Source organism: Massilia sp. GCM10023247 (genome assembly GCF_042653325.1).
In the GTDB taxonomy this organism is placed as follows: domain Bacteria; phylum Pseudomonadota; class Gammaproteobacteria; order Burkholderiales; family Burkholderiaceae_D; genus Telluria.
In genome coordinates this window covers 199,102-225,174 of record NZ_JBHSIB010000007.1, presented here as the reverse complement: position 1 = coordinate 225,174, position 26,073 = coordinate 199,102, and the positions used below count along the sequence as shown (strand labels likewise).

Here is a 26,073-nt window from a genome sequence, read left to right as displayed (position 1 = left end):
CGCGACTTGCGCACCAAATACCTCGTAAAAACAATGTCTGAACAGAGTAACAAGCCTTCGCCGGACACGGCGCGCGCAGGAACCCCGAACCGTCGTAGCGATACACCGCGCGAGCCTGCCCAGGGAGAGCTGCGTGCACCCATGACGCAGGCGCCCGAGGGCAAGTTGCAGACAAGGCGCGAGCGTCCGCATGCGAACGAGCGCGGACAGGAACGTCCGCCGCGCGAACAGGGCCAGCGCGGCCAGCGCGACGGAACCAGGGCGCCGCAAGCCCCGCGCGCGCCGCGCGTGCAGACGCCGCTGCCGCCGCTCACCTATCCGGAAGACCTGCCGGTATCGAGCCGGCGCGAGGAGATCGCCAAGGCGCTGATGGAGCACCAGGTCATCATCGTCTCGGGCGAAACCGGTTCCGGCAAGACCACCCAGTTGCCGAAGATCTGCCTGCAGCTCGGGCGCGGCGAAAAGGGCCTGATCGGCCACACCCAGCCGCGCCGCATCGCCGCGTCCTCGACGGCGAAACGGATCGCCTTCGAGATCGGCACGCCGCTGGGCGAGCACGTCGGCTTCAAGGTGCGCTTCAACGACACGCTGCAGCCGGGCGCCTCGATCAAGCTGATGACCGACGGTATCCTGCTGGCCGAGACCCAGACCGATCCGCTCCTGAAAGCCTACGACACGATCATCATCGACGAGGCCCACGAGCGCAGCCTGAACATCGACTTCCTGCTCGGCTACCTGAAGCAACTGCTGCCGCGCCGTCCCGACCTGAAGGTGATCATCACCTCGGCGACGATCGACGCCGAGCGCTTCGCGCGCCACTTCACGCAGGAAGGCAAGAAGCCGGTGCCAGTGATCGAGGTCTCGGGCCGCCTGTACAAGGTCGAAATCCGCTATCGTCCGGTCGATCGCGACCCGGTGGTCGCTGGTGGCGGCGTCGACAACAAACCCATGCCGAAGGCGCAGCAAGCGCGCGAAAAACGCGACCTGATGGACGCCGTGGTCGATGGCGTCGATGAACTGTGCCGCCTCGGCCAGGGCGACGTGCTGGTGTTCCTGCCCGGCGAGCGCGAGATTCGCGACTGCGCCGAGGCGCTGCGCAAGCACCATCCGCCCCATGTCGAGATCCTGCCGCTGTTCGCGCGCCTGTCGGTCGAAGAACAGGACAAGGTATTTCGCACGACGAATGCGCGCCGCATCGTCCTTGCGACCAACGTGGCCGAGACCTCGCTGACGGTGCCGGGCATCCGCTACGTGGTCGATGCGGGCCTGGCGCGCGTAAAACGCTACAGCTTCCGCAACAAGGTCGAGCAGCTGCAGGTCGAGCCGATCGCGCAGTCGGCCGCGAACCAGCGCGCAGGCCGTTGCGGCCGCGTGGCCGACGGCGTCTGCATCCGCCTGTACGAGGAAGAAGACTTCCTGCAGCGGCCCAAATTCACCGATCCGGAAATCCTGCGCTCCTCGCTGGCCGCCGTCATCCTGCGCATGAAGTCGCTGCACCTGACCGACGTCGAGACTTTCCCCTTCATCGAGCCGCCGCAGGGCCGGGCGATCGCCGACGGCTACCAGCTGCTGCAGGAAGTGGGGGCCGTGGACGAAACCAACGAGCTCACGCCGCTCGGCCGCAAGCTGGCCCGGTTGCCGCTCGACCCGCGCGTGGGCCGCATGATCCTGGCTTCGCTCGACAACGATTGCCTGTCCGAGATGCTGGTGATCGCCTCGGCGCTGTCGGTGCAGGACCCGCGCGACCGGCCGATGGAATACCAGCAGCAGGCCGACGAGAAGCACAAGAAGTTCGCCGACGAGAAGTCCGAATTCCTCAGCTTCATCAAGATCTGGAAGTGGTTCGAGGACGCGATCGAACACAAGAAATCGAACCGCCTGCTGCAGGAAAACTGCCGCGCCAACTTCCTGTCGCAGGTGCGCCTGCGCGAATGGCGCGACGTGCATTCGCAACTGCTGACCATCGTGCGCGAGCAGGGCTGGCGCTTGAACGAGGCGCCCGCCACCTACGACCAGCTGCACCTGGCGCTGCTGACCGGCCTGCTTGGAAACATCGGCTTCAAGGGCGAGGACGAGCCGGGCGCCGCCTATCTGGGCGCGCGCGGCATCAAGTTCCACATCTGGCCGGGCTCCTCGCTGACGAAAAAGCCGGGCAAGTGGATCATGGCGGCCGAACTGGTCGAGACCACGCGCCTGTATGCGCGCTGCATAGCGCAGATCCAGCCGGAATGGGTGGAAAAGGTCGGCGCCCACCTGCTGAAGAAATCCTGGGGCGAGCCGCGCTGGGAAAAGAAGCCGGCGCAAGTATCGTCGCTGGAGCGCGCGACCCTGTACGGCATCGTCGTCTACAGCGGCCGGCGCATCAACCACGCGCTGCACAACCCGTACGAAGCGCGCGAGATCTTCATCCGCGACGCCCTGGTGGCCGGCGACTACGAGACGCGCGCCCCTTTCTACGCCCACAACCACAAGCTGGTGAGGGAGATCGAAAACCTGGAACACAAGTCGCGCCGCCAGGACGTGCTGGTCGACGACCAGCTGATCGCGGCCTTCTATGACGCCGAAATCCCGAAGGACGTGGTGAATGGCGCAGGTTTTGAAAAATGGTACAAGGACGCTGCGCGCGACAACCCGAAGCTGCTGTTCCTGAACCGCGAAGAGCTGATGCGCCACGAGGCGGCGGGCGTCACGACCGAACTGTTCCCGAAGACGATGAACGTCACCGGCATCGAGATGGGGCTGTCTTACCACTTCGAGCCGGGCAGCCTGCGCGACGGCGTGACCTTGTCGGTGCCGCTGTTCGCGCTGAACCAGATCCCGCAGGAGCGCGCGGCCTGGCTGGTGCCGGGCATGCTGAAGGAAAAAGTGCACCTGCTGCTCAAATCGCTGCCGCAAAAGCTGCGCCGCCACTGCGTGCCGCTGCCGGACTACGCGGCCCGTTTCGTCGAGCGCATCCACGCGGCGAACGCCTTCGGGCGCGGCGATCTGCTCGACGTCCTGATCCTCGACGTGCGCGCCGAGACGGGTGTGAACGTGCTGCTAGGTGACTTCAAGCTGGAGACGCTGCCGGCCCACCTGTTCATGAACTTCAAGGTCATCGACGAGCATGGACGCCAGCTCGAGATGGGGCGCAACCTCGCCACCCTGCAGGCCGAGCTGGGCAGCCAGGCGCGCGAGAGCTTCCAGAAGATGGCGGAAGCGACGCCGGCGGCGCTGGGCGCGGCCCGGCAGGGCGTGGCCACGCCCGCTGCCTGGGGTGCCGGCAAGGCGGGTGCGCCTGCCACGCCGCCCGCGCCGCAAGGCAAGGGCAAGGGCGCGGCGCCGGCAGCCCAGGCAGCCCAGGCAGCCGCGCCGGCCGTCAGCCAGCATACGAATCTCACCAGCTGGACCTTCGGCGAGCTGCCCGAGCTGCTCGAAATCACCCAGGGCAAGCTGACCCTGATCGGCTTCCCGGCCCTGGTCGACAAGGGCACGCACTGCGACCTGGAAGTCTTCGACGACCCCAACGTGGCGGCGCGCACCCACCGCATCGGCCTGCGCCGCCTGTTCGCGCTGCAGCTGAAGGACCAGTTGAAGTTCGCCGAGAAGAACATCCCCGGCCTGCAGCAGATGGGCATGCAGTTCATGGCGGTCGGCTCGCAGGAAGAACTGCGCGACCAGATCATCCAGAAGGCGATCGACATCGCCTGCCTGCAGGACCCGCTGCCGCACGACGCGGCCTCCTTCAACAAGCGCAAGGACGAGGGCAAGGGGCGCATCGGCCTGTTGATCAACGAGATCGCGCGCCTGGCCGCTTCGATCCTGGCCGAGTTCCACGGCATGCCCAAGCGCCTGAACGGCCTGGCGCAGGCGGTGGCCGCCGACATGCAGGCGCAACTCGCTAGCCTGGTGCACAAGCGTTTTATTGCCGACAACGAGTACAGCCAGCTGGCGCACTTCCCGCGCTACCTGAAGGCGATGAACATCCGCCTCGAGAAGCTGCGCGGCAATCCGTCGCGCGACGCCCAGCTGATGGCCGAGTGGCAGAATGCCGCCAGCCAGTTCCAGCGCATCTCGAAGCAGCCGGGCAAGAGCAACGACCCGCGCATGACGGAGTTCCGCTGGATGCTGGAAGAGCTGCGGGTGTCGCTGTTCGCACAGGAGCTGCGCACACCGATGCCGGTGTCGGCCAAGCGCCTGCAGAAGGTGTGGGAGTCGATGATCAGGTAAGAAGCAGGGTGGACTCGGGAGTCCACCCTACGATCCTGCGATCTCTTACCCGATATTGCTGCCCCGGATCCTGCTGATGTCCCTATCGTCGCCCAGGTTGCCGGAACGCGGGTCGCTGCTGGCGCCCGATCCGTGGACCGCGGATTCCGTGTTGCCCATGCCGCCGCCTCCAGCGCCGGTCCCCGTCATGCCGCTGCCGGCGCCCGAGCCCGGCGAGGCGCTGCCCGCATGGCCGGCGCCCATGCCCGAGCCGATGCCGGTGCCGCTGCCCTCGGTCATGCCGGTACGCATCCCCACGCCCGGCGCCATGGTCGGCGCGCCGCCGCGGTGCGGATCGGTGCCGTAGAAGGTGTGGACCTCGCTGGCCCAGTTGACGTCGCTCATGTCGGGCCAGGCGTCCTTGTTGAAGCCGGGCGCGTTTTGCAGGCGCTCCTTCTCGACGTTGAGCACGAAGCGGTGGTTGGCCGTGTCGAGGTGCAGCGCCTGCCATGGCACGGCGAACAGTTTTTCGCCCATGCCGAGGAAGCCGCCGAAGGCCAGCACGGCGTACGCGACCTGGCCGGTGTTCATGTCGAGCATGATTTCCTTGATGTCGCCCAAGGTCTCCTCTGCGCCATTGACGACGCTGTCGCCGATCAGCGTGTCCGCGCCCATCAGTGCGGGGCCCGGACCGGCATGTCCGGCGCGCTTGTACATCCCATACTTGTCACGATCTGCGTAGCTCATGTCGTTTCTCCTGGTCTGTGTTTGAAAGCGCCTAACAGAATGGCGCCGCGCTTTGCGTGCCCCCGCACTCAAAGCCCCAAAAGAGTAGGGCGCAACGTCGCACTGACCATGATATGACTCAAATGTGTGTAGGCGCGCGCGCTTGTCATGGGCCCGTCACGCTGCTATGCGACGCTATGCGACATAGCGCACAGAGCGAACTCAGCCGTGTGGCTATCCTGACAAGCAATGTTTCGGAGACCAGAACAATGACCATTACCGCACGCTGCAACCATCCCGGCCCGCTGGCCAAGCGCATCCCGACCCGTTCGCTGTCGTCCTTGTTCGCGCGCCTGCTAGGCAAGCGCTGAAGACGACTGGCGTTGCTTCAGGTAAAGGCTGAGCGCGGCTTGGTCCACGCCCGTGTGCTGGAGCGGCAGGCTGATCAGGAATGATTCCGGCGTGGCGCGGCAGTGCAATGCGCGCCTCAACGGGTTCATGCGCGACATCCAGGGCTCCAGGTCCTTCACTTTGATCGCGAGATAACTCATCTTGCCGGGCTGGACCCAAGCCTTGGCGATGTGCTCCCACCCGATCATGTCGAAGCGCCTGGTCCAGATCCCGTGTTCGTCGACGCGGACCTGGAGCGAACGGTCGAATGCGCGCCTCCATGAGACGGCGGCCGCCAGCGCGAACAGGGTGAAACCGGGTGGTGCCCACCACAGCGGCTCGATCATCATGGCCAGCAGGAAAAACAGCGACGGGATCATCCAGACCAGCGCATCCGCCGCATTTCTCCATGCTGAGTTGTAGAGCGTAAAGGTCGTCATCGGCGGGCGGCAGCTTGTCAGCCCGACAGTATAAGGCTGGCCATATCGGCCGTGGGCAATATCACGATGGATCGGCCTGCCGTGCGCGCCGGACTCATCGGTTAAACTTGCCGTTTGTGCGATCCGCAGGCAATCAGTGAAACGACAATCGATCATCGCGGCGCTGGCAGGCGCAGGCGTGCTGGCCGCCAGCGTGGGCGGCTATCTTCTCTTCAAACAGCGCGATCCCTCCGCTCCGCGCCTCGCGGTCCTGGTGCCGGCCGCCGCGCCGACCCAGGCCTTCTGGAGTGCGCGCATCACGCCGATCGCCGGCAGCGGCCATGGCGGCGTTGTCGACGGCCCGCAAGCGGCCAGCCGCTTCAGCGATCCGTTCGGGGTGGCGGTCGATGCGCAGGGCAGGGTCTATGTTGCCGACGGCGGCGACAGCAACCGCATCCGCCGCATCGACAGCGCCGGCCAGGTCTCCACCTTCGCCGGCGGCAGCGAAGGCTTTCTCGACGGCGCAGGCAGTACCGCCGCTTTCCACACCCCGTCCGCGCTCGCCTTCGACCGCCTCGGCAACCTCTACGTGGCCGATACCGGCAACCACGCCATCCGCAAGATCGCGCCGGACGGCAGCGTCGTCACGCTCGCCGGCGACGGCCAGCCCGGCCACCTCGACGGCCAGGGGCGGGCCGCGCGCTTCCACGCGCCGGTCGGCATCGCGGTCGACCGGCACGGCAACGTCTATGTCGCCGACACCTACAACGACCGCATCCGCCGCATCGCGCCCGACGGCATGGTGACGACCCTGGCCGGCAGCAGCCAGCCCGGCCATGCCGACGGGCCGGCTGCGCTGGCCGCCTTTGACACGCCCAGCGCCATCGCGGTGGACAAGAAGGGCGTGCTGTACGTCGCCGATACCGGCAACAACGCGATCCGGCGCATCGACGCGGACGGCACGGTATCGACGATTGCGGCGCCCATCGAGGGCGATCCGAACCCGGTGCTGCGGCGCCCGGCCGGGCTGGCCGTGACGAACGACGGCTACCTGTACATCGCCAGCGGCGCCGGCGGACGCATCCTGCAACTGGCCCCAAGCGGCGAGCTGCGCGCGCTGCCCGACGCCGACCGGCCGCCCGAGTCGAGCTACGCCAGCGACGGCACGGTGCGCCTGCATGCGCCGCGCGGCATCGCGGTCGAACCCAGCGGCGCCGTGGTCGTGGCCGATGCGCTGGCCCTGCGCGTGCTGCGCCTGGCGCTGCCGCGCAAGGGCGAAGCGATGCCGGCATTCGGGCCACCGGCCCAGCCGGTGCGGAACGCGCCGATGCCGTGGCCGGTCGGCCCGCAGGACCAGGTGCACGAGGTCGTGGGCCTGATGGGCGAGGTGCGCGGCAGCTACAACGGCGAGAGCCGCGACCATTTCCACGCCGGGCTCGACGTGCGCGCCGACATCGGCGCCCGGGTGCTGGCGGTGACGCCCTCGAAGGTGAGCGACCCGTATGCAAACTGGGGCTATGGCACGCTCAGCGAAGGGATCGCCGTGGGCTCGCTGTCCTACATCCACATGCGGGTCGGGCGCGACAGCCGCAACCGCGCCCTCGACCCGCGCTTCCAGTTGCTGAACGACGCCCGCGGCAAGCCGATGCGGGTGCGGGTGCCGCGCGGCACCCGCTTTGCCGTCGGCGACGCGCTCGGCACCATCAACGGCATGGCGCACGTGCACATGGATTACTACCCCGGCGGCACGCTGGTCAACCCGCTGACCTTGCCCTTCGCCGGCCTGCAGGACACGATCGCGCCGCGCATCCAGGACATCGCCCTCTACGACAGCATCGGCCGCCGCGTCCCGGGCAAGCGCGGCCAGCGCCTGAAAGTCGCGCGCACGCTGGGCGAGGTGGCGATCGTGGCCGACGCCTACGACCAGATGGACGGCAACCTGGCGCGCCGCCGCCTCGGCCTCTACAAGCTGGGCTACCAGTTGCTCGACGCCGGCGGACGCCCCGTCCCCGGCTACGAGCAGCCCCTGGTCACGCAAACCTACGACCGCCTGCCGCGCGAGCGCGAAGCCGTCAAGCTGGTGTATGCGGCCAACAGCGGCATCACCGTTTACGGCAGCAAGACGACGCGCTTCGCCTACGCGGTGACGAACAGCCTGCGCGACGGCGAGGTGGCGCCCGGCAGCTGGAAGGTGGGAGAGTTGGCGCCCGGCGACTACCTGCTGCGCATCTACGCGGCCGATTACGCGGGGCAGGTGGCGGTGGAAGGAAGGGATTTGCCCATCACCGTGGAGTAGGGTGGACGGCTCCACCCGGCACGATGCACATACACGGCGATTGCGCCGCCCACGCGTTCAAGCGGCCCGTGAAACCTCGCGACAGTGCACAGGGAGTTGAACGCGTGGGCGGCATTCAGGCAGCGTGAGCGCCACCGGTGAGGCATAGCCGCCCACCCTACCGCAGCAGCTTCAAGCCCGGCGGCAGCGCCTCGCCCAGCATGCGTGTTTCGCTGGCCTGGTCGAGTTCGATGACCTCGCGCACCATGGCCGGCCAGGCGGCGGGCGCGCCGGTAGCGAGCAGGCGGCGCAGCACCTGCTCGCGCATGGCCTCGCCGATATCGCGCGAGCGGTCGCCCGTCATGCGCGCGATCTGGCTGGCGGCGAAACCGGCCGGCTCGACCTTTTTCCAGTCCAGCAGCAGCAGCTTGCCCAGCCATTCCTCGGCCGTTTCCACGGGCGCCACTTCGTGCGCGCTGCTGTGGAAGGACTGGCGCGCGCCGACGCGGCCCAGCGCCCACAGGTAGCGCGTGTAGGCGGCCGCGGTCTTCGCGTCCAGTTTGGCGGCAGGGGCGGGAATGGCCTCGATCCTCTCCATCATCCAGTTGCCGATTTCCGCTTTATAGGCCGAGGGAATGCGCTCGAGCGAGGCGCCCAGGCGCAGCATGTCGTCCTCGCTGCCGTCGACCAGGGTGAGCGGACGCCTGCCGCGCTCGGAAGCGTCGGCCTGCAGGTTGAAGGCGAAATCGTCGAGCAGGCGCAGTTGCGATTCGGTGTCGAGGCCACCGGCCACGCGGCGCCACAGTGTCCACCATTCGGCGCGCACTTGCGAATCCTTGTGGTACTGGACCCCGGTCTCGAACATCGCCCACAGTTGCTCGATGCGCCAGCCGTCGAGCGGGTCGCCGAAGCCCGGGCGCAGGCAATAGCCGGCCAGGTTCAGCCAGGCGCGTTCGTGTTCGCTCGACCTGCGCCGGCCTTTTGCTCTCTCCATCAATGCGTCGAACAGGCTCCGCAGCAGGGGCGTGGCCCAGCGCTCGCGCGCGCCCAGCAGGTGCTCCAGGCCGGCTCGCAACTGGCGCACTTCCTTCGGGTCGACGCCCTTCGAGCGGGTGCCGAAGATGCGGTCGATCTTCTCGATGGCGGCGTCGAGCTGCGGCGGCAGCGCCTCTTCCTGGGGCGTGCCGGCCTCGCGGTTTTCGGCTTCGCGCAGTTCGAAGGCGAGCTGCCAGCGTCCGCTGCCGTCCTCGGCGACGCAATGCACTTCGAGCGAGCCGACTTCGCTCAGGGTCGTCGCCAGCTGCACGGGAATGTCGCTGCGCGCCGTGGCGGCAGGACCGGCGCCCGCCGGTCCTGCCACGGCCGCGCGCAGCACGGTGGCGATCGGCGGCAGGCGGACGATGTCGCCGGGCGCCAGGTCGACCAGTGCTCCCGGCTGCGGCGGCTGGCCGGCGTCGGCGATCGTCGAGGCCAGGTGGAAGCGCACCGGCCGCCCGAGACGCAGGGCGAAGCTGCGCTCGAGCAGCCGCACTTCGATGCCGGCCGGCGTGCCGCGCGGCAGCAGGCACACCGCGCGCAGGGTGCCGGCGGCGCCTTTTTCTCCCTCGAGCAGCAGGTAATAGCTGCGCGCCGCGCCGCTTTCGATGGCCGGGGCCTGGCCCTGGCGCGCCAGCGAATAGGCGACCCCGCCGCGCGCCACGGCCACGTCCGGGTCGTCGTTGTGGAGGATGCGCAGCGGCTGCCCGCGCCAGCGCGCCAGCGTGTCGGCAATCCGGTTTGAGAGGGCCGCGCCGCGGAACACGCCGCCGTTGAGCAGCAGCGTGTCCGGTACCGGCAGGGTTTCGTCGTCTTCAGGCAAGCCGAGCGCCGCGCGCGCGGCTGGCGCGTGCTGGCGCAGGAAGTCGGCCAGATGGCGCGTGATGGCGGCATCGCTCGCATACGGCAGGCCGAATTCGACGATGCCGGCGCGTGCCCGCTTCGCCCCTTGCTGCGTTTCGTTGAGCGGGAAGAAGCCGTCCAGCACGATGGCGTCGATGTCCTCGCGCCGCAGCTCGGCCTTGCGGCTGGCGCCGATCAGGCGCGAACCGGCGCCGAGCAGGGTGACGGTCACCGCCGGCGGGGCGCCGTCTGCGAGCAGCTGTTCCTTCGCCGCGCGGCAGCGTTCGGTGAGCTGGGCCAGGCGCGCTGCGCTCAAGCGCTGGCGCGGCGCATCCTCGCCATCCTGCTGCGCCATGCGGGTCTCGGCCAGGTGCGCCAGCGCCAAGTCCATGTTGTCGCCGCCGAGGATCAGGTGGTTACCGACGCCGATGCGGGTCAGCTGTGGTTCGCCACTCAGTTCGCCCCCCTCCAGCGCGACCTTCACCAGGCTGAAATCGGTGGTGCCGCCGCCGACGTCCAGCACCAGCACCAGCCGGGTGCCGGCCAGGCGCTCGGCCAGGCCGGCGCGGTGGCGGTACAGCCAGTCGTAGAGGGCGGCCTGGGGTTCTTCGAGCAGGCGCAATCGGGGCAGGCCGGCCAGCTTCGCCGCTTCCAGCGTCAGCGCGCGCGCGCCCTCGTCGAACGAGGCCGGCACGGTCAGCACCAGTTCCTGGCGTTCGAGGGGCTGCTGGGGAAAGCGCAGGTTCCAGTTGGCGCGCAGGTGCGCCAGATAGCTGGCGCTGGCGGCCACCGGCGAGACTTTCGGCACCTCGGCTTCGGCACCCCAGGGCAGGATGGCCGCCATGCGGTCGACGCCCGGGTGCGACAGCCAGCTCTTGGCGCTGGCCACCAGCCGCCCCGGCGTCGCCGCGCCCAGCTGGCGCGCGAGACGCCCGACGGCAACCCGCTCGACGCCGCCGACGTCGTTCTGCTGCCAGGGCAGCTGCAGGTCGCCGGCCGCGAGTTCGCCATCAAACGGATGGTAGCGGTTCGAAGGCAGCAGCGGCTGCGCGGCCACTTCGCCGGGCGCGACCAGTTGGTCGATGGCGAACAGTTCGATGTTCGCCGAACCCGGCGCGGCATATGCCAGCACCGTATTCGTGGTGCCGAGATCGATGCTGACCAGCCAGGGTGTCACGATGCGTCGGCGGCGTTACGGACGTCGAATTCGACCTTCCAGCGCTGGCCGTCCTGCGCCACCGCCGCCAGCTCCAGGGTGCCCGCTTCGGTTGCCAGCGCATGCAGCCTGACCTGGACGACATCGCCCGGCATCCGGCCTTCGGGAGACAGGGTGGCCTGGATCTCGTTCATTTCCTGCAGCTCGTCCGGTCCCCAGAAATCGAGCACCTCGCCGATCTGGTCCTGGCGGCGCGTGGTCGAGCCGAAGAAGCGGAAGTGCACCGGCTCGCCGACCACCAGGCCGAATTCCTGGCCCGGCAGTTCGAGTTCGCTGCCTTCTTCCATGCCGAAGGGCGCCACGCACAGCGCCTGGATCGGCGGCTCCATGCCGGGAATCGCCGGCATCGACGACTCCACGCCGACGTAGTAGGAACGGGCCGTGCCGCCGCGGATGCGCACGCCGCCGCCGCGCCGCGCATAGCTGTAGTAGGCCGCGCCCCTGGCCACGGCCAGGTCGAGGTCGGCGCCCTCGAGCATGCGCGCAGGTTCCGCGCCTTCCATGTAGAGCCAGTCGTTGATGGTGTCCATCACGCGCTGGGCGAGGATGCCGGACTTGAAGACGCCGCCGTTGAACAGCACCGCGCTCGGATGGAGGAAGCTGTGGTCGGCCGATACGCGGCCTTCGAAACCTTCGAGCTCGGCCGTCGCACCGGCCTGGCGCGCCAGGAAGGCGGCCAGGTGGCGCGTGACGGCGGCATCGTGCGCGTAGGGCAGGCCGAGTTGGGTCAGGCCGGCGCGGGTGCGCGTCGCCGGACGCGCGGAGGCTTCCACGCGCGGGAAGAAGCCGTCGGTAATGAAGGTGGTGACTTCATCGCGCGTGAGCTCGGTGCGGATCGAACCGCCGATCAGTTTCGAGCCGCGGCTCGGCACCACGATCGGCCAGGTGGTGGCGTTGGCGTCGGCCAGCAGGTGTTCCTTGGCGCCGCGGCAGGCATAGGTCAGCGCCCGCATCTGCCAGGCGTCGAGCTGAGTGCCGTTGGCGGCGAGTTTTCTCGCTACCAGGTGCGCCAGCGCCAGGTCCATGTTGTCGCCGCCGAGCAGGATGTGGTCGCCCACGGCCACGCGGTGCGGTTCCAGCTTGCCCTCAACCTCCAGGATGGCGATCAGCGAAAAGTCGCTGGTGCCGCCGCCCACGTCCACCACCAGCACGATGTCGCCGGCTTTCACCTGCTTGCGCCAGGCGCCGCCGCTGCCCTGGATCCAGCTGTAGAGCGCCGCCTGCGGCTCTTCGAGCAGGGTGGCGGAGGCATAGCCCGCGTTCCGGGCCGCTTCGGCCGTCAGCTCGCGCGCGCCCGGGTCGAACGAGGCGGGGATGGTGACGGTCACCTGCTGCTGGTCGAAGGGTGCTTCTGGATGGGCGTGGTCCCAGGCGCGGCGCAGGTGCGCCAGGTAGCGGGTCGAGGCCTCCAGCGGCGAGATGCGCGCGACTTCGTCCGGCGCATCGAGCGGCAGGATGGGGCCGCTGCGGTCCACGCCCGGGTGCGACAGCCAGCTCTTGGCCGAAGACACCAGGCGGATCGGCGTGGTGGCGCCGCGGCTGCGCGCAATCTCGCCTGCAAGGCCAACCTCGCCGTCCGTGGCCCAAGGCAGGGCCAGTTCGCCCGGCGCCAGCTCGTCCGGGTGCGGCAGGTAGAGGAAGGACGGCAGCAGCGGCAGCGCGTCGACGGTGCCCGGCGCGGTCAGTTGCGGAACCGGGAGCACGCCGTGCGCGGTCTTTTCGCCGTCGCTCGCTTCCAGGTCGACATACGACAGCGCGCTGTGCGTGGTGCCGAGGTCGATGCCGATGGCATAACGGGAGTTCACCGGCGCGCTCATAGTTCCACCTCGGCCGGTGCGATCACGCTCGCGTCGTGTTCCTTGGCCAGCTGCGGCAGGCGCACCTCGAGGGCGCGCCAGCCGCGGTGCGACAGCGTGCCCTTGAACGGCGCCTTGCCGACCACGTTGCCGGTCAGGCGCACGCTGGCGGCATCGAAGCCTTCCTCGAGCGTGACGCGCGCACCTTCGGCTTCGCTGCGCACGGGCTGGATCGTGAAGTGTTCCTTCAATACGCGGACACAGCCTTCGTGGACGACGCGGGCGGCGGCGCCGATGTCGGCGTCGGCATAGGCTGTCAGGTTCTCGTGGGCGAAGTCGATCAGGCGCGCTTCGCGCTGCAGCAGGGTCAGCAGTTGCAGGGCGGCTTCCGGCGTCGCGACGCGCAGTTGCACGGGCGCCGCGGCCGGGGCGGGTGCCGGGGCAGGTGCTGCCGAAGGTGGAGCGGCGACGGGGCCGACCTGGTCATCGCGCACGCGCGCGGCGAATTCGGCATCGCCGACGGTCTTGAAAAAGGTGCCGAAGGCCAGCGAGAGCCGGCTCCAGAAAGAGGGCAGTTGGGTCGGTGTGCTCATTCTTGATGTTCTGTAAGGTAATGGACCGGCGCGCTGTCGGACAGCGTCGGGACGGGGTCCGGAAAAACGCGAATGATACCAGTTCAGCCCCAGGGAGGAACCGGCACAGGTGCCACATGGGGCCGCGGGATGAGGTCACAAGAGCCGGCGGGCCGCGCCCGCGTTCCGGCGCTCACTGCTCGTGCCATCAGCTGAGCAAAGCCCTGAGCACCTCGGCACTGTGTTCCATGCCGAACTGCAAGCGCTCCTGCGCATGGGCCGTGCATTCTTCCGGCGTGCCGTTGCCCTGGGTCGCAGCCTTGGCGGCCATCGCCTTGCTGGCGATGCCGAAGGCGACGATGGCCTGGTCCCAGCTCAGGCTTGATGCCAGCGCCTCCTCGACGACGCGCGCGGCCAGGGTGCCGAGCCTGTCCACCAGGCCGTTATCCGTGTTTCCCACTCTTAACATTGGCATCATCCTTTCGAAGAGGCCGGCCGATCGCCGGATCAGGTAAATGCTACCAGTTTGATAATAAGCGGAGCACGCGCATGTCCTTACTGGCTACTTTCCAGTGGTACACTGTCGCCCAGAATTTCGCTGCGTCCACGGCTTCGGCCTGACGATCTCATCCACCACCACGTAAAGGCACCTATGAGTACGACTGATTGGCCGGCATGTGGTGGCGCGACCGCCGCCATGGTACGCAAGCACGACTGGAGCGCCACTTCGCTCGGCCCGGCGGCGGCCTGGCCGCAGGCGTTGCGCAGCGTGGTCGACATGGTGTTGCGCTCGCCGGCGGCGATGGTGGTGGCCTGGGGCGAGGACCGCATACTGATTTATAACGATGCCTACGCAAGCATTGCCGGCGCCCGCCACCCGGCCATGTTCGGCCTGTCCGTGCTGGACGTCTGGCCCGAGGCACGCGATTTTAACGCCGAGGTCTACGGCGCCTGTTATGCCGGGCAGGAGCGGGTGTTCCGCGACCAGCATTTCGTGCTCGAGCGCGATGACCGGCCGAAGGACGCCTGGTTCGACCTGTATTATTCGCCGCTGGTCGACGAGGACGGGCAGGTACGCGGAGCGATCTCGACCGTGATCGAGACCACCACGCGCGTCCACGTCGAAGGTCAGCGCGCCAGCCAGCAGGAGCACCTGCACCGGGCCAACGCCGACCTCGACGCCTTGCGCGTCCGGCTCGAGCAGACCAACAGCCAGCTGGCCGGGGACATGGAGTTCCTCAACGGCCTGTTCCGCCAGGCGCCCAGCTTCATGGCGGTGGTCAGCGGACCCGATCACGTCTTCGAGCTGGCCAACGATGCCTACCTGAAGGTAGTGCAGCATCGCCAGGTGGTCGGCAAGCCGGTGCGCCTGGCGCTGCCCGAAATGGTGGAGCAGGGCTTCATCGGCATACTCGATCGGGTGCGCGCGACCGGCGAGCCTTTCCATGCCAATAATCTCGACGTCCAGATCGACGGCGGCGAGGGCGCGCCCTCGGTGCGCCGCATCCTGAATTTCGTCTACCAGCCGCTCAAGGATACGGCCGGCAACACCTATGGCATCTTCGTCGAGGGGGTCGACGTCACCGACCATGCCTTGACCGAGGAACGCCTGCGCGTGGCCCAGGACGCGGGCGAGATCGGCACCTTCGAGTGGTATCCGGCCACCGGCGAAATCGTCGTGTCCGAATCCTACCGCCGCCTCTGGGGCTTCGCGCCCGATACCCGGATCGACGCCGACCTGCTGGTGCGCCATGTCGATCCGGCTTACCGGCACCTGGTGGGACCGGCCCGGCTCGGCAGCGCATCGAATCCGATCGCGTATGCCGAATTCGTCATCACCCGCGCCGATACGGGCGAGCGGCGCTGGATCGCGCGCCGCGGCCAGCCGGTGGCCTCGACCGAGGCGGGGGTGCAGCGCTACCTCGGCGTGGCCTTCGACATCACCGAGCGCAGGCGGATCGAGGAAAGCCTGCGCCAGGCCGAGGTGGCGCTGCGCACCCTGAACGGCGCGCTCGAGCGCCAGGTGGTGCAGGAGGAAACCGAACGCTTCAAGGTCGAGGAAGCGCTGCGCCAGGCGCAGAAGATGGAAGCGGTCGGCCAGCTGGCGAGCGGCGTCGCCCACGATTTCAACAACGTCCTGCAAATCATTTCGAGCAACCTGCAACTGATGGAGCTCGACGGCGTGAACAGCCTGCTGGCGGCGCGCCTGGCCAGCGCCGTGGCCGCCGTCGAGCGCGGCTCGAAGCTGTCGTCCCAACTGCTCGCGTTCGCCCGGCGCCAACCCCTGCTGCCGGTGCCGACCCACCTCGGCGAGTTGCTGGCCGACATGGAGTCGCTGCTGGCGCGCGCGCTGGGCGACCGCATCGAGGTCGGGCTCGAGGTCGCGGCCGACCTGTGGAATGCCGAGGCCGACCGCAACCAGCTCGAGAACGCCATCCTGAACATGGCCATCAATGCGCGCGATGCGATGGCGGGCGAAGGACGCCTGCGGATCGGCCTGGCCAACGCAAGGCTCGACGGCGCGGCCGGCGGCGAACACGTCTGCCTGTCGATGACCGACACCGGTTGCGGCATGCCGCCCGAGGTCTTGTCCAAGATCTTCGATCCCTTCTATACGACCAAGGCGCCGGGCAAGGGCACGGGCCTGGGCATGAGCATGGTGTACGGCTTCGTCAAGCAGAGCGGCGGCGAAATCCGCATCGAGAGCCGCGCGGGCCAGGGCACCACGATCCGCATCTACCTGCCGCGCTCGCATGGTCCGGCGCTGCGCAGCGAAGGCGGTGCCGGCGTCAGCGTGCACGGCGCCGGAGAGACCATCCTGGTGGTCGACGACGATGCCGCCGTGCTCGCATCGACCACCGAGATCCTGGCCGGGCTGGGCTACCGCGTGCTGTGCGCCGGCGACGGCCAGCAGGGGCTCGCAGTCCTGCAAGGCGGCGCGCCGGTCGACCTGCTGTTTACCGACCTGTCGATGCCGGGCGCGGTCGATTGCGCCACCCTGGTGGGGCGGTGCCGCGCGCTGGCGCCGGCCACCCGCATCCTGCTGACTTCGGGCCACGTGCGCGACGGGGCCTTCGAGGCCGGCATCGAGCTGCTGCCCAAGCCCTATAGCCGGGCCCAGGTCGCGCAGGCCGTCCGCCAGTGCCTGGGCGGCGCCGGCGCGGCCGCGCCGCTCCCGGCCGCGGCGCCGTTCGCTGCTGTACCTGTACCTGCGCCTGCGCCGCAGGCGCCCGCGATGCCGCACGCCGAGGGAGGGCGCACCATCCTGGTGGTCGAGGACGATGCCGATACGCGCGAACTGGCCTGCGAGCTGCTCGGCGCGCTGGGCCATGCGGCCAGCGGCAGCGCCTCCGCCGAGCACGCGCTGGGGCTGTTGCAGGAACGCGAGATCGACGTCCTGTTCACCGACCTGAACCTGCCGGGCCTGTCCGGGATCGAACTGGCGTCGCGCGCGCTGGCCCTGCGGCCCGGGCTCAAGGTGATCCTGGCCTCGGGCGAGGGCCGCAGCATCGTGCTGCCCGCAGGCAGCGGGATCACGCTGCTGCCCAAGCCCTACGACCTGCTGGAGCTGCAACTGAGCATTGCCGACCTGGACACGGCGCCGCGCCCCGCCCACGCGGACTATCCCTCCTGATGCGCGCCATGCCCAGCCCGACACCCGCCATCCCGGATACGCCCGCTGCGCCCGGTGCGCCCGATGTGCGCCTGCTGCTGATCGACGACCAGCCGTTCAACGCCGACCTGGTGCAGGCCATGCTGGCCGGCGAACCCGGCATCCGGATCGACTACCTGGACGATCCGGCGCGCGCCATCGAGGTTGCCGAAACCTGCGCGCCGACGGTGATCCTGGTCGACCTGCACATGCCGCTGATCGACGGGCTGGAAGTGATCCGCGCGCTCAAGGAGCACCCGCGGCTGGGCGAGGTCCCGGTGATCATGGTCTCGTCGAACGACAACCCGCGCACCAAGGCGGAAGGCTTCGCGGCCGGGGCCATGGATTACCTGGTCAAGTGGCCGGACCGGATCGAACTGGCGGCGCGGGCGCGGGCGCACTCGCGCGCCTACCGCACCATCGTCGAGCGCGACCAGGCCCGGCGCGCGCTGGACGACAGCCAGGCGGCGCTGCTGCAGCGCACGCGCGAACTGGCCGCCACCCGGGACTCGCTGCACGAGGCGCAGAAGATGGAGGCGCTCGGCCGCCTCACGGGCGGCGTCGCGCAGGACGTCAACGACGTCCTGCAGCTGATCGGCGGACACCTGCAGTTGCTCAGGGTCGCGCACCGCGCCCACGAACCGACGGTGCGCCGGCTCGACGCCGCGGCCGAAGGCATCCGCCGCGGCGCCGGGCTGGCGACGCAGTTGCTGGCCTTTGCGCGGCGCCGGCCGCTGCAGCCGGTCACGGTGCGCGCCGACGTGCTGCTCTGCGGCGTGGAAGAATCGCTGCGCGAGGCGCTCGGCGGCCGCGCGTTGGCGCTGTCGATCGACGGCGCCGATGGCCTGGTGACGCTCGACCAGGTCGAATTCGGGAACGCCATGCTGCACCTCGCGCGCAATGCCGCCGAGGCGATGGCGGCCGACGGCAGGCTCGAGATCGAGGCCGGGCCGGGCCAGCTGCCCGGGACCGCCGGCAAGGGCGCGCCCTGCCTGCGCATCCGGCTGCGCGACAACGGCGCCGGCATGACGGAAGAAGTGCAGCGGCGCGCCTTCGAACCCTTCTTCTCGACCAAGGCGGGCAGCCGCCGCGCGGGCGCCGGACTGAGCCTGGCCTTCGGTTTCGTCAAGCAGAGCGAGGGCCATATCGAGCTGTCCAGCACGCCGGGCGCGGGGACCTGCGTGACGCTGTCCTTCCCGCTGGCGCAGGCCGCCGGCGGCACGCGCACGCCGACCGTGCTGGTCGTCGAGGACGAGGCGCCGGTGCGCGCGGCGAGCGTCGAAGTGCTGCGCAAGCTGGGGCTGTGCGTGCTCGAGGCGGCCGACGGCGAGCGCGCGCTGGCCCTGATCCGGCGCCGGCTGCCGATCGACCTGCTGTTCACCGACATCGTGATGCCGGGCGCCACGCGCGGCCCGGACCTGGCACTGGCCGCCGGCGCGCACCTGCCCCAGGCGAAGGTGCTGTTCGCGTCCGGTTTCGCGGGCGAGGTCGGACTCGAAGAGGACGTCTTCCGGCGCGTGCCGCTGCTGCGCAAGCCGTACCGGCTCGACGAGATGGCGCGGCGGGTGCAGGAACTGCTGGACGTGCGCGGGGCGGGGTAAAAAAAAAGGCAGGCCCGGATGCCGGGCCTGCCATTGCTGCTGCCTTACTGCCTTGTTACTTGCCGCTGTCCTTCTGCGTGATGAACAGGCTGGCGATACAGCTGCCCGCGATCAGCACGGCCACCACCGTCAGCGACGCCTGCACCGGCACGTGGTACCACGGCATGATCAGCATCTTGGTACCGATGAAGGTCAACACCATCGCCAGGCCATACTTGAGCAGGTGGAAGCGGTCAGCCACGTCCACGAGCAGGAAGTAGAGGGCGCGCAAGCCCAGGATCGCGAACATGTTCGACGTGAACACGATGAACGGGTCGGTCGTGATGGCGAAGATCGCCGGGATCGAATCCACCGCGAACACCAGGTCGGTCACCTCGATCAGGATCAGGACCAGGAACAGCGGCGTCACGTAACGCACCCCGTTCTGCGTGATGAAGAACTTTTCGCCATGGTCGCCTTCCGCCACCTTCAAGTGCTTGCGTGCGAAACGCAGCACCGGATTGTTGGCCACGTCGGGTTCCTTGTCGACCGCCACCAGCATGCGCATGCCGGTATAGAGCAGGAAGGCGCCGAACACGTACAGCACCCAGCTGAATTCGCTCACCACCCACGCACCCGCGCTGATCATGATGGCGCGCATCACGATGGCGCCCAGCACGCCGTAGATCAGTACCCGGCGCTGGTATTGCTGGGGTACCTGGAAGGCGGTAAAGATCAGCAGGAACACGAAGACGTTATCGACCGACAGGGCTTTCTCGATCAGGTAACCCGAGAAGAACTCGAGCGCCTTCTGGTCGGCGATTTCGGACCCGACCGTCCCGGTCAGGTACCACCACAGGCCGCCATTGAACAGCAGCGCCAGGCTGACCCAGACCAGCGACCAGATGCCGGCTTCCTTGACGCTGACCTTGTGCGCCTTGTTGCCTCCGAAGACGAACAAGTCGAGGGCCAGCATGACCAGCACGAAGCCGACGAACACGGCCCACATGGGGCCGCTAGCAATACTTTCCAAACCATTCATTCAGGGCTCCAGTCGTCGTCAAGGGGTCAGCGGGTATTGTGGCTCGCCGGCATCGTCGGTGGCGCGTGCTTCGGTCGCGGCCGCCAGGCGGGTGTGGGCGAAGCGGCGCGTGCGTCCGACCTGCCTGACCAGCGCGCGGTCGGCACGGTCGGCGGCGCGGTCGATCGCCGCATACAGGTCGGCTTCGACGTCGTCGATGATGATGTCGCGGCCGCCCGCGAGCTGGACCTGGATCTTGCAGCGCTTGTCGACGCCGCCGCGCGGGCCGTTGATGTCCGACAGCGACACGGCCAGCTTGCGCATGTGATCCCTGGCCCAGCCCAGCGCCGTGGCCAGGCGATGCTCGGTGTAGGCGTGCAGGGCGCGGGTCATGTCGAAGCCGCTTGCTTGGATTGTCATACGCATGGTAGTCCTCCCGTTGAGTTGAAGCTTCACTATAAGGCCCATATAAACATCGTGCAAATCGAATATAATTTAATCTTGAATCGACTTTTTCGATGTATAGGCGGCGACCGTGTCCTCACTCAACTATAAACACCTGCGTTATTTCTGGATGGTGGCGAAGACCGGCAGCATCGCCAAGGCGGCGGCGCAGCTGCACCTGACGCCGCAATCGATCTCCGGCCAGCTGACCGAATTCGCCGACACCCTGGGGGTGGAACTGTTCCGCCGCGCCGGGCGCAACCTCGAGCTGACCGACAGCGGGCGCCGCATCCTGAGCTACGCCGAAGACATCTTCACGACCGGCGACGAACTGCTCGAACTGGTACGCGACGAGCGTTTCGCGACGACGATCTCGTTTCGCGTCGGCTGCGCCGATTCGGTCTCCAAGCTCATCGCCTGCAAGCTGGTGGAACCGGCCCTGAAGCTGGCCGAACCGGTGCGGCTGATTTGCCGCGAAGGCCGGCTCGACAGCCTGGTGGCGGACCTGGCCGTGCACCGGCTCGACCTGGTCATGGCCGACCGGCCGATCCCCGCGCATTTCAGCGTGCGCGCCTACAGCCACCTGCTGGGGGAAAGCCCGATGACGGCATTTGCCACGGCGGCGCTGGCCGCGCAGTTGGGCGGGAAGTTCCCGGCTTGCCTGGACAACGCGCCGCTGCTGCTGCCGGGAGAAGATTTTGCGATCCACCAGCGCCTGCTGCGCTGGATGGAGCACGTCAAGGTGCATCCGCACGTGGTGGGAGAATTCGACGACAGCGCCATGATGAAGGCGTTCGGCCAGTCGGGTGCCGGCGTGTTTTTCGCGCCGACGGTGATCGCTGCGCAGGTGAGCGAGCAATACCGGGTAGTCGCGCTGGGCCAGGTCCAGTCCGTGGTCGAGCAGGTTTATGCGATCACGACCGAGCGCCGCATGAGCCATCCGGCCACGGTGGCGATCAGCACTGCCGCGCGCGATACGCTATTCGCCTGATGTCTTTTGCATTGCTGCGGCCCCGGCCAGCAGCGCCCGGCCGTAGGCCCCGAAATCGTCCAGCCCGCGCTTGAGGATGGTCACCAGGGCCGGCAGCGGCGCGGCCTGGTAATCCCATTCGGCGCGGCAGAATTCGCCGGTGCGCTTCAGGTCCTCGGCCAGCGTGGGCTCGATCCAGCCGTTCTCGGCCAGCAGGGTGATGACTTCGCGTTCGTCCTGCGGCACCCCGAGCCCGGCCGTGGCGATCACGTAGTCGCCCATCTCGACCGCCGCTTCCCAGGCGCGGATCACGTTCAGGGTGGCGGCGTCCTGGCGCGTGAGGTCGCCGACGAAGGTCGTGGGATCCTTCTCGTATTCCTCGCGGGCGCGGCGGCAGCAGCGCTCGATGATGCCCAGCTTGCCGATCAATACGGTCTCGTCCATATTCGCTCCTTCACATCAAAAACAGCAGGGCGGCGACGGTCGTCGGGCCCAGGGCGCCGCCGAGCAGGCCGAGGGCGCCGATCGATTCGTCCTCGAAGCCGCGCCGCAGCAGCGCCGCCCCGGCCGGGTTGGGCGCGTTGGCGATCACGGTCAATCCGCCGCCTGCCACCGCGCCGGCGACCAGCATGTACTTGGCCTGCTCGGACAGCCCGGCAATGAGCGAACCGAGATAGGTCAGGGCGGCATTGTCGGTGATTGCGGTCAGGCCCAGCGCGCCGAAGAACAGGGAGGTCGGGCCCAGGCTGGAGACGATCGGCTGCAGCCACCATTGCTGCATCCCGCCCAGCACGACCAGGCCGGCGAGGAAGAAGCCGACCAGCAGCCCTTCCTTCAGGATCAGCGGATCCTGGTGGCGCTGGTAGGCCTGGGTAAAGCCGAGGAAGAGCAGGAACAGGCCGAGGAACAGGACCGGGTGGTGCGCCAGCAGCACCACGGCGGCCAGGAAAGCCAGGTGGATGAGCGACACCTTCAGCGGCACCGGGCCGTTCGCGTCGTCGGCCGGGGCAGGCCGAAGGTGGGGGCGCAGCAGCAGCGTGATGGCGGTCGCGTTGATGAAGACGGCGAGCGCGGCGCGCCAGCCGAAATGGGTGAACATCCAGGCGCTGTCCCAGCCCCAGGTGCCGGCCACCATCAGCACCGGCGGCGCCGCGTACGAGGTGAGGGTGCCGCCGATCGAGACGTTCACGAACAGCACGCCGAGCGCGCCGTATTTCAGCGCTTCCGGCACGCTCTGGCGGAACACCTGGGGCGCGAGCATCAGCGCCGCCAGCGTCATCGCGGCCGGCTCGGTGATGAGCGAGCCGCACAGGGGCACGAAGGCCAGTCCGAGCCAGGCCAGCACCACTTCGGTGCGCAACGGCGCCAGCCGGGCCATGGTGCGCAGCAGCGAGCGCACGGCGTCGAGGATCGGTTTCGAGGCGGCGATCACCATGACCGTGAACACGAACAGGGGCTCGGTGTACTGGCGCGACTCGGCATAGTCGACGGCCGCGTCGCTGCCCGCGATGAAGGCCATGGACAGGATCAGGACGAAGGCCCAGAACCCGAAGACGACCTCGACTTCGCCCAGCAGGTGGAACAGGCCGGAATGGCGGGGATAACGGTGCGCGAGTATCTCGAAACCCTTGGCCGAGAAGGTGTGGACGAGCGCGCAGGCGAACAGGATGGCGCCGACCAGTTGGATCGTGGTCATGCGCAGGTTCCGAAACGAAGGGGTGGAAGCGGTGTCATTGCCAGGTGGATAATGAATGAAACGCCATTATTTCACCTTTTTCCCGGGAAGACGCGCGCAGCGCGGCGGTTTTCCGGGGCCGCGTTGCCGATCGCGGCCGCTTACCTGGCGCCGGCCTGCGCCATGGCGCCGTATTCCCAGCTCCACGGCAGGCCGGTCTCGCCCAGTACTTGCCGCACGATGCCGGGAAAAAGCGCCTCGGCCCGGACATCGTTGGCGAGCAAGACCACGCAGCGGCGCCCTTGCTCGAGGCAGACCAGCATGTTGCCGGTCGTGTCGTTGTGTCCACCCTTGAAGAATCCGGGGCCCTGGGGTCCGGAAAACGTGACCACGCCGAGTCCTGCCGCCAGGTTCGGATGCCGTTGTGCCGGCGGCAGTTCGGCTTGCAGGGTCGGAAATTGGGTCGCCGTGCTCACCGCCAGCTGGGGCCGCAGCATCTCGGCACGCGCCGCCGGGGCGATCCCCTCGCCGCGCATGAAGCCGGCCGCGAAGCGGGCCATGTCCGCGATCGTCGTGTCCATCGACCCGGCGGCGCGCACCCGGCTGCGCTGGTCGTGGGGTTCCGGTTTGCCCTCGGCATTCCAGCCATCGGCGAGATTGGCGGAAAAATCCGGACGCCAGCGCATGCTGGTGCTTTTCATGCCGAACCGGTCGAATACCCGGCGCTGCATCTCGGCGCCGAGCTGCAGCCCCAGGCCGCGTTCGAGAACGAACTGGAGCAGGATCATGCCTTCCCCGGAATAGGCATAGCGCGACCCCGGCTCGAAATGAAAGCGCAGCCTGCCGTCGGGTTCGACGAAAGCGAAGTTGGCAAAGCCCGAGGAATGCGTGAGCAGCATCCGCGGCGTGAGCTTCTTCCAGCGCTCGTCGCCGGCGAGGTGCTGCCAGGGGCCATAGCCGGCCTGGTCGGCGTAGTCGGGCAGGGGCCTGGGGAGGTAGCCGGAGATCGGCCGGTCGAGGTCCAGCTTGTTCTCCTGCACCAGCTGCATGACCGTATAGGCGAACACCATCTTGGTCAGCGACGCGCCATACATCACCGTATCGCGCGTCAGGGGCTGCCCGCCAGCGTTACGCAGGCCCCAGCTGCCGGTGTAGGCGACCTGGCCTTCCTCGATCACCGCCAGGGCCAGTCCCTGGACCCCGGTGCTTGCCATCGCTGCCCGCACCTGGCGCTCGACCGGCGCCGGCACCGTCGTGGCGGCAGCGGCCCACGCCGCGACCGGGACCAGAAGGGTGGCGGCGGCGATGAGGAGGGCGGGGCGGGTCATGGTGTCTCCCTGCGGTAATCCGTTGGCGGAGCCTTGTTCGGTATGAACAAGAGAAATGGTGCAGTGCCGGCCATCCTACTCCATTGGAAATAAATTTCCACGGAGCTTGCGTTGAACCGATATTGACCTGTTTTATTGGTGTTGACCGTGTCGTGCGCTGGGACGGTGCCCGTATATTTGCCTTCGCAAGCGCGAATGTTCAGGACAAGACCGGGTCGTGTCATTGAAAGTAGCGCAGGCTCGCGTCGAGATCACACCACCACTCGGAGACTGACATGAATTTACGACATTTTTTGAAGTTCGGGCTGGCAGCCGTTGCGCTGATGACCACGCTGGCCGGCTGCAGCAGCAGCGACGACGATCCGCCGGCCCCGACGATCGCGGAGGTCGCCAGGGACCAGGGGTTGAATGCACTGTTGACGGCGGCGGCCAAGGCCGGCATCGCCGGCACGCTCGCCGATGCCAACGCCCAGCTGACGGTCTTTGCGCCGACCGACCAGGCCTTCACCGACCTGGCGAAACGGCTCGGCTTTGCCGACGCCGCGGCCATGGTCAATGCCTTGCCGGCCAGCGCACTGCAAAGCATCCTGAGCTACCACGTGCTGGGAACGAAAAAGCTGGCGGCCGACCTCAGTGCCGCTGGTCCGGTCCAGCCGAGCACTTACGCGTTCGCCGGCGCGCCGGCCAACCTGAACTTCGATTTCGCGAGCGGCGTGAAGATCACCGATGCCGCCCTGACGACGGCGAACGTGACGACGCCGAATGTGGCGGCCAGTAACGGCGTCGTCCACGTGATCGACAAGGTGCTCGTACCGCCGGGCGTGCTGACGGTGGTGCAGATGGCCCAGGCCAATCCGCTTTTCACCTCGCTGGTGAGCGCGGTGGTCGCCGCCGACCTGCAAGGCACGCTGGGCGGCGCCGGTCCGTTCACCGTGTTTGCCCCGACGAATGCCGCCTTCGCGGCCGCGCCGGCCAACCTGAGCGTGCCCCAGCTGCGTACCGTCCTGGGCTACCACGTGCTGCCCGCCCAGGTGCTCTCGACGCAGATTCCGTTCGGCACCCCGGTTGCCACGGTGGCCGCGCAGAACCTGGTCTTTACGGCAGGTACGCCGCCGACGATCCGCGATACGACGGCAGTGCAGGCGAACATCATCGCAGTCGATGTGCGGGCGAGTAATGGCGTGATCCACGTCATCGACAAGGTGCTGATCCCGGCCCTGTAATCCGGGTGCGCCCGCGCTCAGCGCGGGTAAGTAAAGCCGGTGCGGATGTCCATCGGCGCCAGCCTGCCGCCCTCGCGCACCATCAGGCGCTGGGGCGGCTCCTCGCCCACCAGGGCGCGCGACAGGACATGCAGGCCCTCTCCCTTGCGCAGCAGCTGGTCGCAGCGTTCGTAGACGTTGCGGCAGCCGGTGGCGGCCAGCAGCGCCTGCACGATCGGCACCTTCCACATCTCGACGCCGCCGGCATTGAACTGGCAGACCAGGTAGCCCTCGGTGCCGCCATAGCCGTGCACCAGCAGGCCCGGCAAGGCGTCCTTTTCGCCGTCGACCAGCTGCACCAGGGCCTGCGGATCGGCCGCCTGCAGCGCAGCGGCGCGGCGCGCCACGGCGGCCTGCACGCGCCGCTTCATCATCGCATGGTCGACCGGCTCGTCCTCGCGCAGGGTCCAGACGCGGGCGGCGATCTGCGACTTGGCGTTGTAGGCGGCGCGCGCCAGGAACTGGCGGCTGGAAGACTGCACGATGGCCGTGGAGCCCGGCTTGTTGCGCTCTTGCGGCTTGCCGTCGACCTTCTCGATGGCGGAGACGTAGATCCACGGGTCGCCGGCAAGGATGCTTTTTTCCTTGCCCTGCTTGATGGTGATGATGAGCATGTGCGGCTTTCGTTTGCGAGGACGGGATGATACAGCAAGCCGTCCTTCGAATGCCGTGCTGCGGCTG

At 68.2% G+C, this 26,073-nt stretch carries 18 protein-coding genes; 6 read left to right on the top strand and 12 right to left on the bottom strand.

Translation table 11 applies throughout. The annotated features are described in order from the left end of the window. Positions 1-33 precede the first annotated feature (33 nt). Positions 34-4,209: an ATP-dependent RNA helicase HrpA gene (gene hrpA, locus ACFPAH_RS04665; RefSeq protein WP_379741372.1), complete on the top strand. Its 4,176-nt coding sequence runs from the start codon at positions 34-36 to the stop codon at positions 4,207-4,209. A gap of 45 nt (positions 4,210-4,254) precedes the next feature. On the opposite strand, the gene ACFPAH_RS04660 is transcribed toward hrpA, so the two are convergent. Both ACFPAH_RS04660 and ACFPAH_RS04655 read right to left on the bottom strand, forming a co-directional pair. Then, positions 4,255-4,935, bottom strand: coding sequence for a PRC-barrel domain-containing protein (locus ACFPAH_RS04660; protein WP_379741369.1), 681 nt, complete (start codon positions 4,933-4,935; stop codon positions 4,255-4,257). Between the two features lie 335 nt (positions 4,936-5,270). Further along, positions 5,271-5,744 carry a hypothetical protein gene (locus ACFPAH_RS04655; RefSeq protein ID WP_379741366.1) on the bottom strand — a complete coding sequence of 158 codons (474 nt, stop codon included), beginning with the start codon at positions 5,742-5,744 and terminating at the stop codon, positions 5,271-5,273. A 136-nt stretch (positions 5,745-5,880) separates the two neighbouring features. Between ACFPAH_RS04655 and ACFPAH_RS04650 the strand changes: the two genes are divergently transcribed. Further along, the gene (locus ACFPAH_RS04650) at positions 5,881-8,019 is read left to right on the top strand and encodes a gluconolaconase (protein WP_379741363.1); all 2,139 of its coding nucleotides are present in this window, start codon (positions 5,881-5,883) and stop codon (positions 8,017-8,019) included. Positions 8,020-8,176: 157 nt separating this feature from the next. Here the strand turns inward: ACFPAH_RS04650 and ACFPAH_RS04645 are convergent, their stop codons facing one another. The 4 genes from ACFPAH_RS04645 to ACFPAH_RS04630 form a co-directional block, all read right to left on the bottom strand. Then, the gene (locus tag ACFPAH_RS04645) at positions 8,177-11,053 is read right to left on the bottom strand and encodes an Hsp70 family protein (protein ID WP_379741360.1); all 2,877 of its coding nucleotides are present in this window, start codon (positions 11,051-11,053) and stop codon (positions 8,177-8,179) included. Further along, positions 11,050-12,909: an Hsp70 family protein gene (locus ACFPAH_RS04640; protein WP_379741357.1), complete on the bottom strand. Its 1,860-nt coding sequence runs from the start codon at positions 12,907-12,909 to the stop codon at positions 11,050-11,052. The genes ACFPAH_RS04645 and ACFPAH_RS04640 overlap by 4 nt, the downstream gene beginning before the upstream one ends. Further along, positions 12,906-13,481 (bottom strand): DUF2760 domain-containing protein, encoded by a 576-nt coding sequence (locus tag ACFPAH_RS04635; RefSeq protein ID WP_379741355.1) that lies wholly within the window; start codon positions 13,479-13,481, stop codon positions 12,906-12,908. Before ACFPAH_RS04635 ends, ACFPAH_RS04640 begins: the two co-directional genes overlap by 4 nt. Before the next feature lie 187 nt (positions 13,482-13,668). Further along, on the bottom strand, positions 13,669-13,929 hold the full coding sequence (locus tag ACFPAH_RS04630) for a hypothetical protein (RefSeq protein WP_379741352.1): 261 nt from the start codon (positions 13,927-13,929) through the stop codon (positions 13,669-13,671). A gap of 183 nt (positions 13,930-14,112) precedes the next feature. On the opposite strand from ACFPAH_RS04630, the gene ACFPAH_RS04625 reads away from it, so the two are divergent. Both ACFPAH_RS04625 and ACFPAH_RS04620 read left to right on the top strand, forming a co-directional pair. Then, a complete protein-coding gene (locus ACFPAH_RS04625) occupies positions 14,113-17,094 on the top strand; it encodes a response regulator (protein ID WP_379741349.1) in 2,982 nt (993 codons plus the stop codon). A gap of 8 nt (positions 17,095-17,102) precedes the next feature. Further along, positions 17,103-18,713, top strand: coding sequence for a response regulator (locus ACFPAH_RS04620; protein WP_379741346.1), 1,611 nt, complete (start codon positions 17,103-17,105; stop codon positions 18,711-18,713). A gap of 55 nt (positions 18,714-18,768) precedes the next feature. On the opposite strand, the gene ACFPAH_RS04615 is transcribed toward ACFPAH_RS04620, so the two are convergent. Both ACFPAH_RS04615 and ACFPAH_RS04610 read right to left on the bottom strand, forming a co-directional pair. Next, positions 18,769-19,734 (bottom strand): TerC family protein, encoded by a 966-nt coding sequence (locus tag ACFPAH_RS04615; RefSeq protein WP_379741343.1) that lies wholly within the window; start codon positions 19,732-19,734, stop codon positions 18,769-18,771. Between the two features lie 18 nt (positions 19,735-19,752). Next, complete coding sequence (locus tag ACFPAH_RS04610) at positions 19,753-20,139, bottom strand: HPF/RaiA family ribosome-associated protein (RefSeq protein WP_379741340.1); 387 nt, start codon at positions 20,137-20,139, stop codon at positions 19,753-19,755. Positions 20,140-20,248: 109 nt separating this feature from the next. Here ACFPAH_RS04610 and nhaR point away from each other — a divergent pair, with 109 nt between their 5' ends. Then, the gene (nhaR, locus tag ACFPAH_RS04605; protein ID WP_379741337.1) at positions 20,249-21,148 is read left to right on the top strand and encodes a transcriptional activator NhaR; all 900 of its coding nucleotides are present in this window, start codon (positions 20,249-20,251) and stop codon (positions 21,146-21,148) included. Here nhaR and hepT read toward each other — a convergent pair. The 3 genes from hepT to ACFPAH_RS04590 all read right to left on the bottom strand — a co-directional run bounded on the left by hepT (position 21,137) and on the right by ACFPAH_RS04590 (position 24,130). Further along, a complete protein-coding gene (gene hepT, locus ACFPAH_RS04600) occupies positions 21,137-21,571 on the bottom strand; it encodes a type VII toxin-antitoxin system HepT family RNase toxin (protein ID WP_379741334.1) in 435 nt (144 codons plus the stop codon). The two genes, nhaR and hepT, sit on opposite strands and share 12 nt — an antisense overlap. Before the next feature lie 10 nt (positions 21,572-21,581). Beyond that, positions 21,582-22,823: a putative Na+/H+ antiporter gene (locus tag ACFPAH_RS04595; protein ID WP_379741331.1), complete on the bottom strand. Its 1,242-nt coding sequence runs from the start codon at positions 22,821-22,823 to the stop codon at positions 21,582-21,584. Positions 22,824-22,963: 140 nt separating this feature from the next. Further along, positions 22,964-24,130, bottom strand: coding sequence for a serine hydrolase domain-containing protein (locus tag ACFPAH_RS04590; RefSeq protein ID WP_379741328.1), 1,167 nt, complete (start codon positions 24,128-24,130; stop codon positions 22,964-22,966). Positions 24,131-24,405: 275 nt separating this feature from the next. Here ACFPAH_RS04590 and ACFPAH_RS04585 point away from each other — a divergent pair, with 275 nt between their 5' ends. Continuing rightward, positions 24,406-25,353, top strand: coding sequence for a fasciclin domain-containing protein (locus ACFPAH_RS04585; RefSeq protein WP_379741325.1), 948 nt, complete (start codon positions 24,406-24,408; stop codon positions 25,351-25,353). 17 nt (positions 25,354-25,370) lie between these two features. Here the strand turns inward: ACFPAH_RS04585 and ACFPAH_RS04580 are convergent, their stop codons facing one another. Continuing rightward, positions 25,371-26,006, bottom strand: a complete 636-nt coding sequence (locus ACFPAH_RS04580) for an SAM-dependent methyltransferase (RefSeq protein ID WP_379741322.1) — start codon at positions 26,004-26,006, stop codon at positions 25,371-25,373. Positions 26,007-26,073 lie beyond the last annotated feature (67 nt).

Bases quoted from the DNA above. Each gene is read 5' to 3' on its own strand.
- hrpA (WP_379741372.1), top strand. From the start codon at position 34: ATGTCTGAACAGAGTAACAAGCCTTCGCCGGACACGGCGCGCGCAGGA.
- ACFPAH_RS04660 (WP_379741369.1), bottom strand. From the start codon at position 4,935: ATGAGCTACGCAGATCGTGACAAGTATGGGATGTACAAGCGCGCCGGA.
- ACFPAH_RS04655 (WP_379741366.1), bottom strand. From the start codon at position 5,744: ATGACGACCTTTACGCTCTACAACTCAGCATGGAGAAATGCGGCGGAT.
- ACFPAH_RS04640 (WP_379741357.1), bottom strand. From the start codon at position 12,909: ATGAGCGCGCCGGTGAACTCCCGTTATGCCATCGGCATCGACCTCGGC.
- ACFPAH_RS04635 (WP_379741355.1), bottom strand. From the start codon at position 13,481: ATGAGCACACCGACCCAACTGCCCTCTTTCTGGAGCCGGCTCTCGCTG.
- ACFPAH_RS04630 (WP_379741352.1), bottom strand. From the start codon at position 13,929: ATGTTAAGAGTGGGAAACACGGATAACGGCCTGGTGGACAGGCTCGGC.
- ACFPAH_RS04625 (WP_379741349.1), top strand. From the start codon at position 14,113: ATGAGTACGACTGATTGGCCGGCATGTGGTGGCGCGACCGCCGCCATG.
- ACFPAH_RS04620 (WP_379741346.1), top strand. From the start codon at position 17,103: ATGCCCAGCCCGACACCCGCCATCCCGGATACGCCCGCTGCGCCCGGT.
- ACFPAH_RS04615 (WP_379741343.1), bottom strand. From the start codon at position 19,734: ATGAATGGTTTGGAAAGTATTGCTAGCGGCCCCATGTGGGCCGTGTTC.
- ACFPAH_RS04610 (WP_379741340.1), bottom strand. From the start codon at position 20,139: ATGCGTATGACAATCCAAGCAAGCGGCTTCGACATGACCCGCGCCCTG.
- hepT (WP_379741334.1), bottom strand. From the start codon at position 21,571: ATGGACGAGACCGTATTGATCGGCAAGCTGGGCATCATCGAGCGCTGC.
- ACFPAH_RS04595 (WP_379741331.1), bottom strand. From the start codon at position 22,823: ATGACCACGATCCAACTGGTCGGCGCCATCCTGTTCGCCTGCGCGCTC.
- ACFPAH_RS04590 (WP_379741328.1), bottom strand. From the start codon at position 24,130: ATGACCCGCCCCGCCCTCCTCATCGCCGCCGCCACCCTTCTGGTCCCG.
- ACFPAH_RS04585 (WP_379741325.1), top strand. From the start codon at position 24,406: ATGAATTTACGACATTTTTTGAAGTTCGGGCTGGCAGCCGTTGCGCTG.
- ACFPAH_RS04580 (WP_379741322.1), bottom strand. From the start codon at position 26,006: ATGCTCATCATCACCATCAAGCAGGGCAAGGAAAAAAGCATCCTTGCC.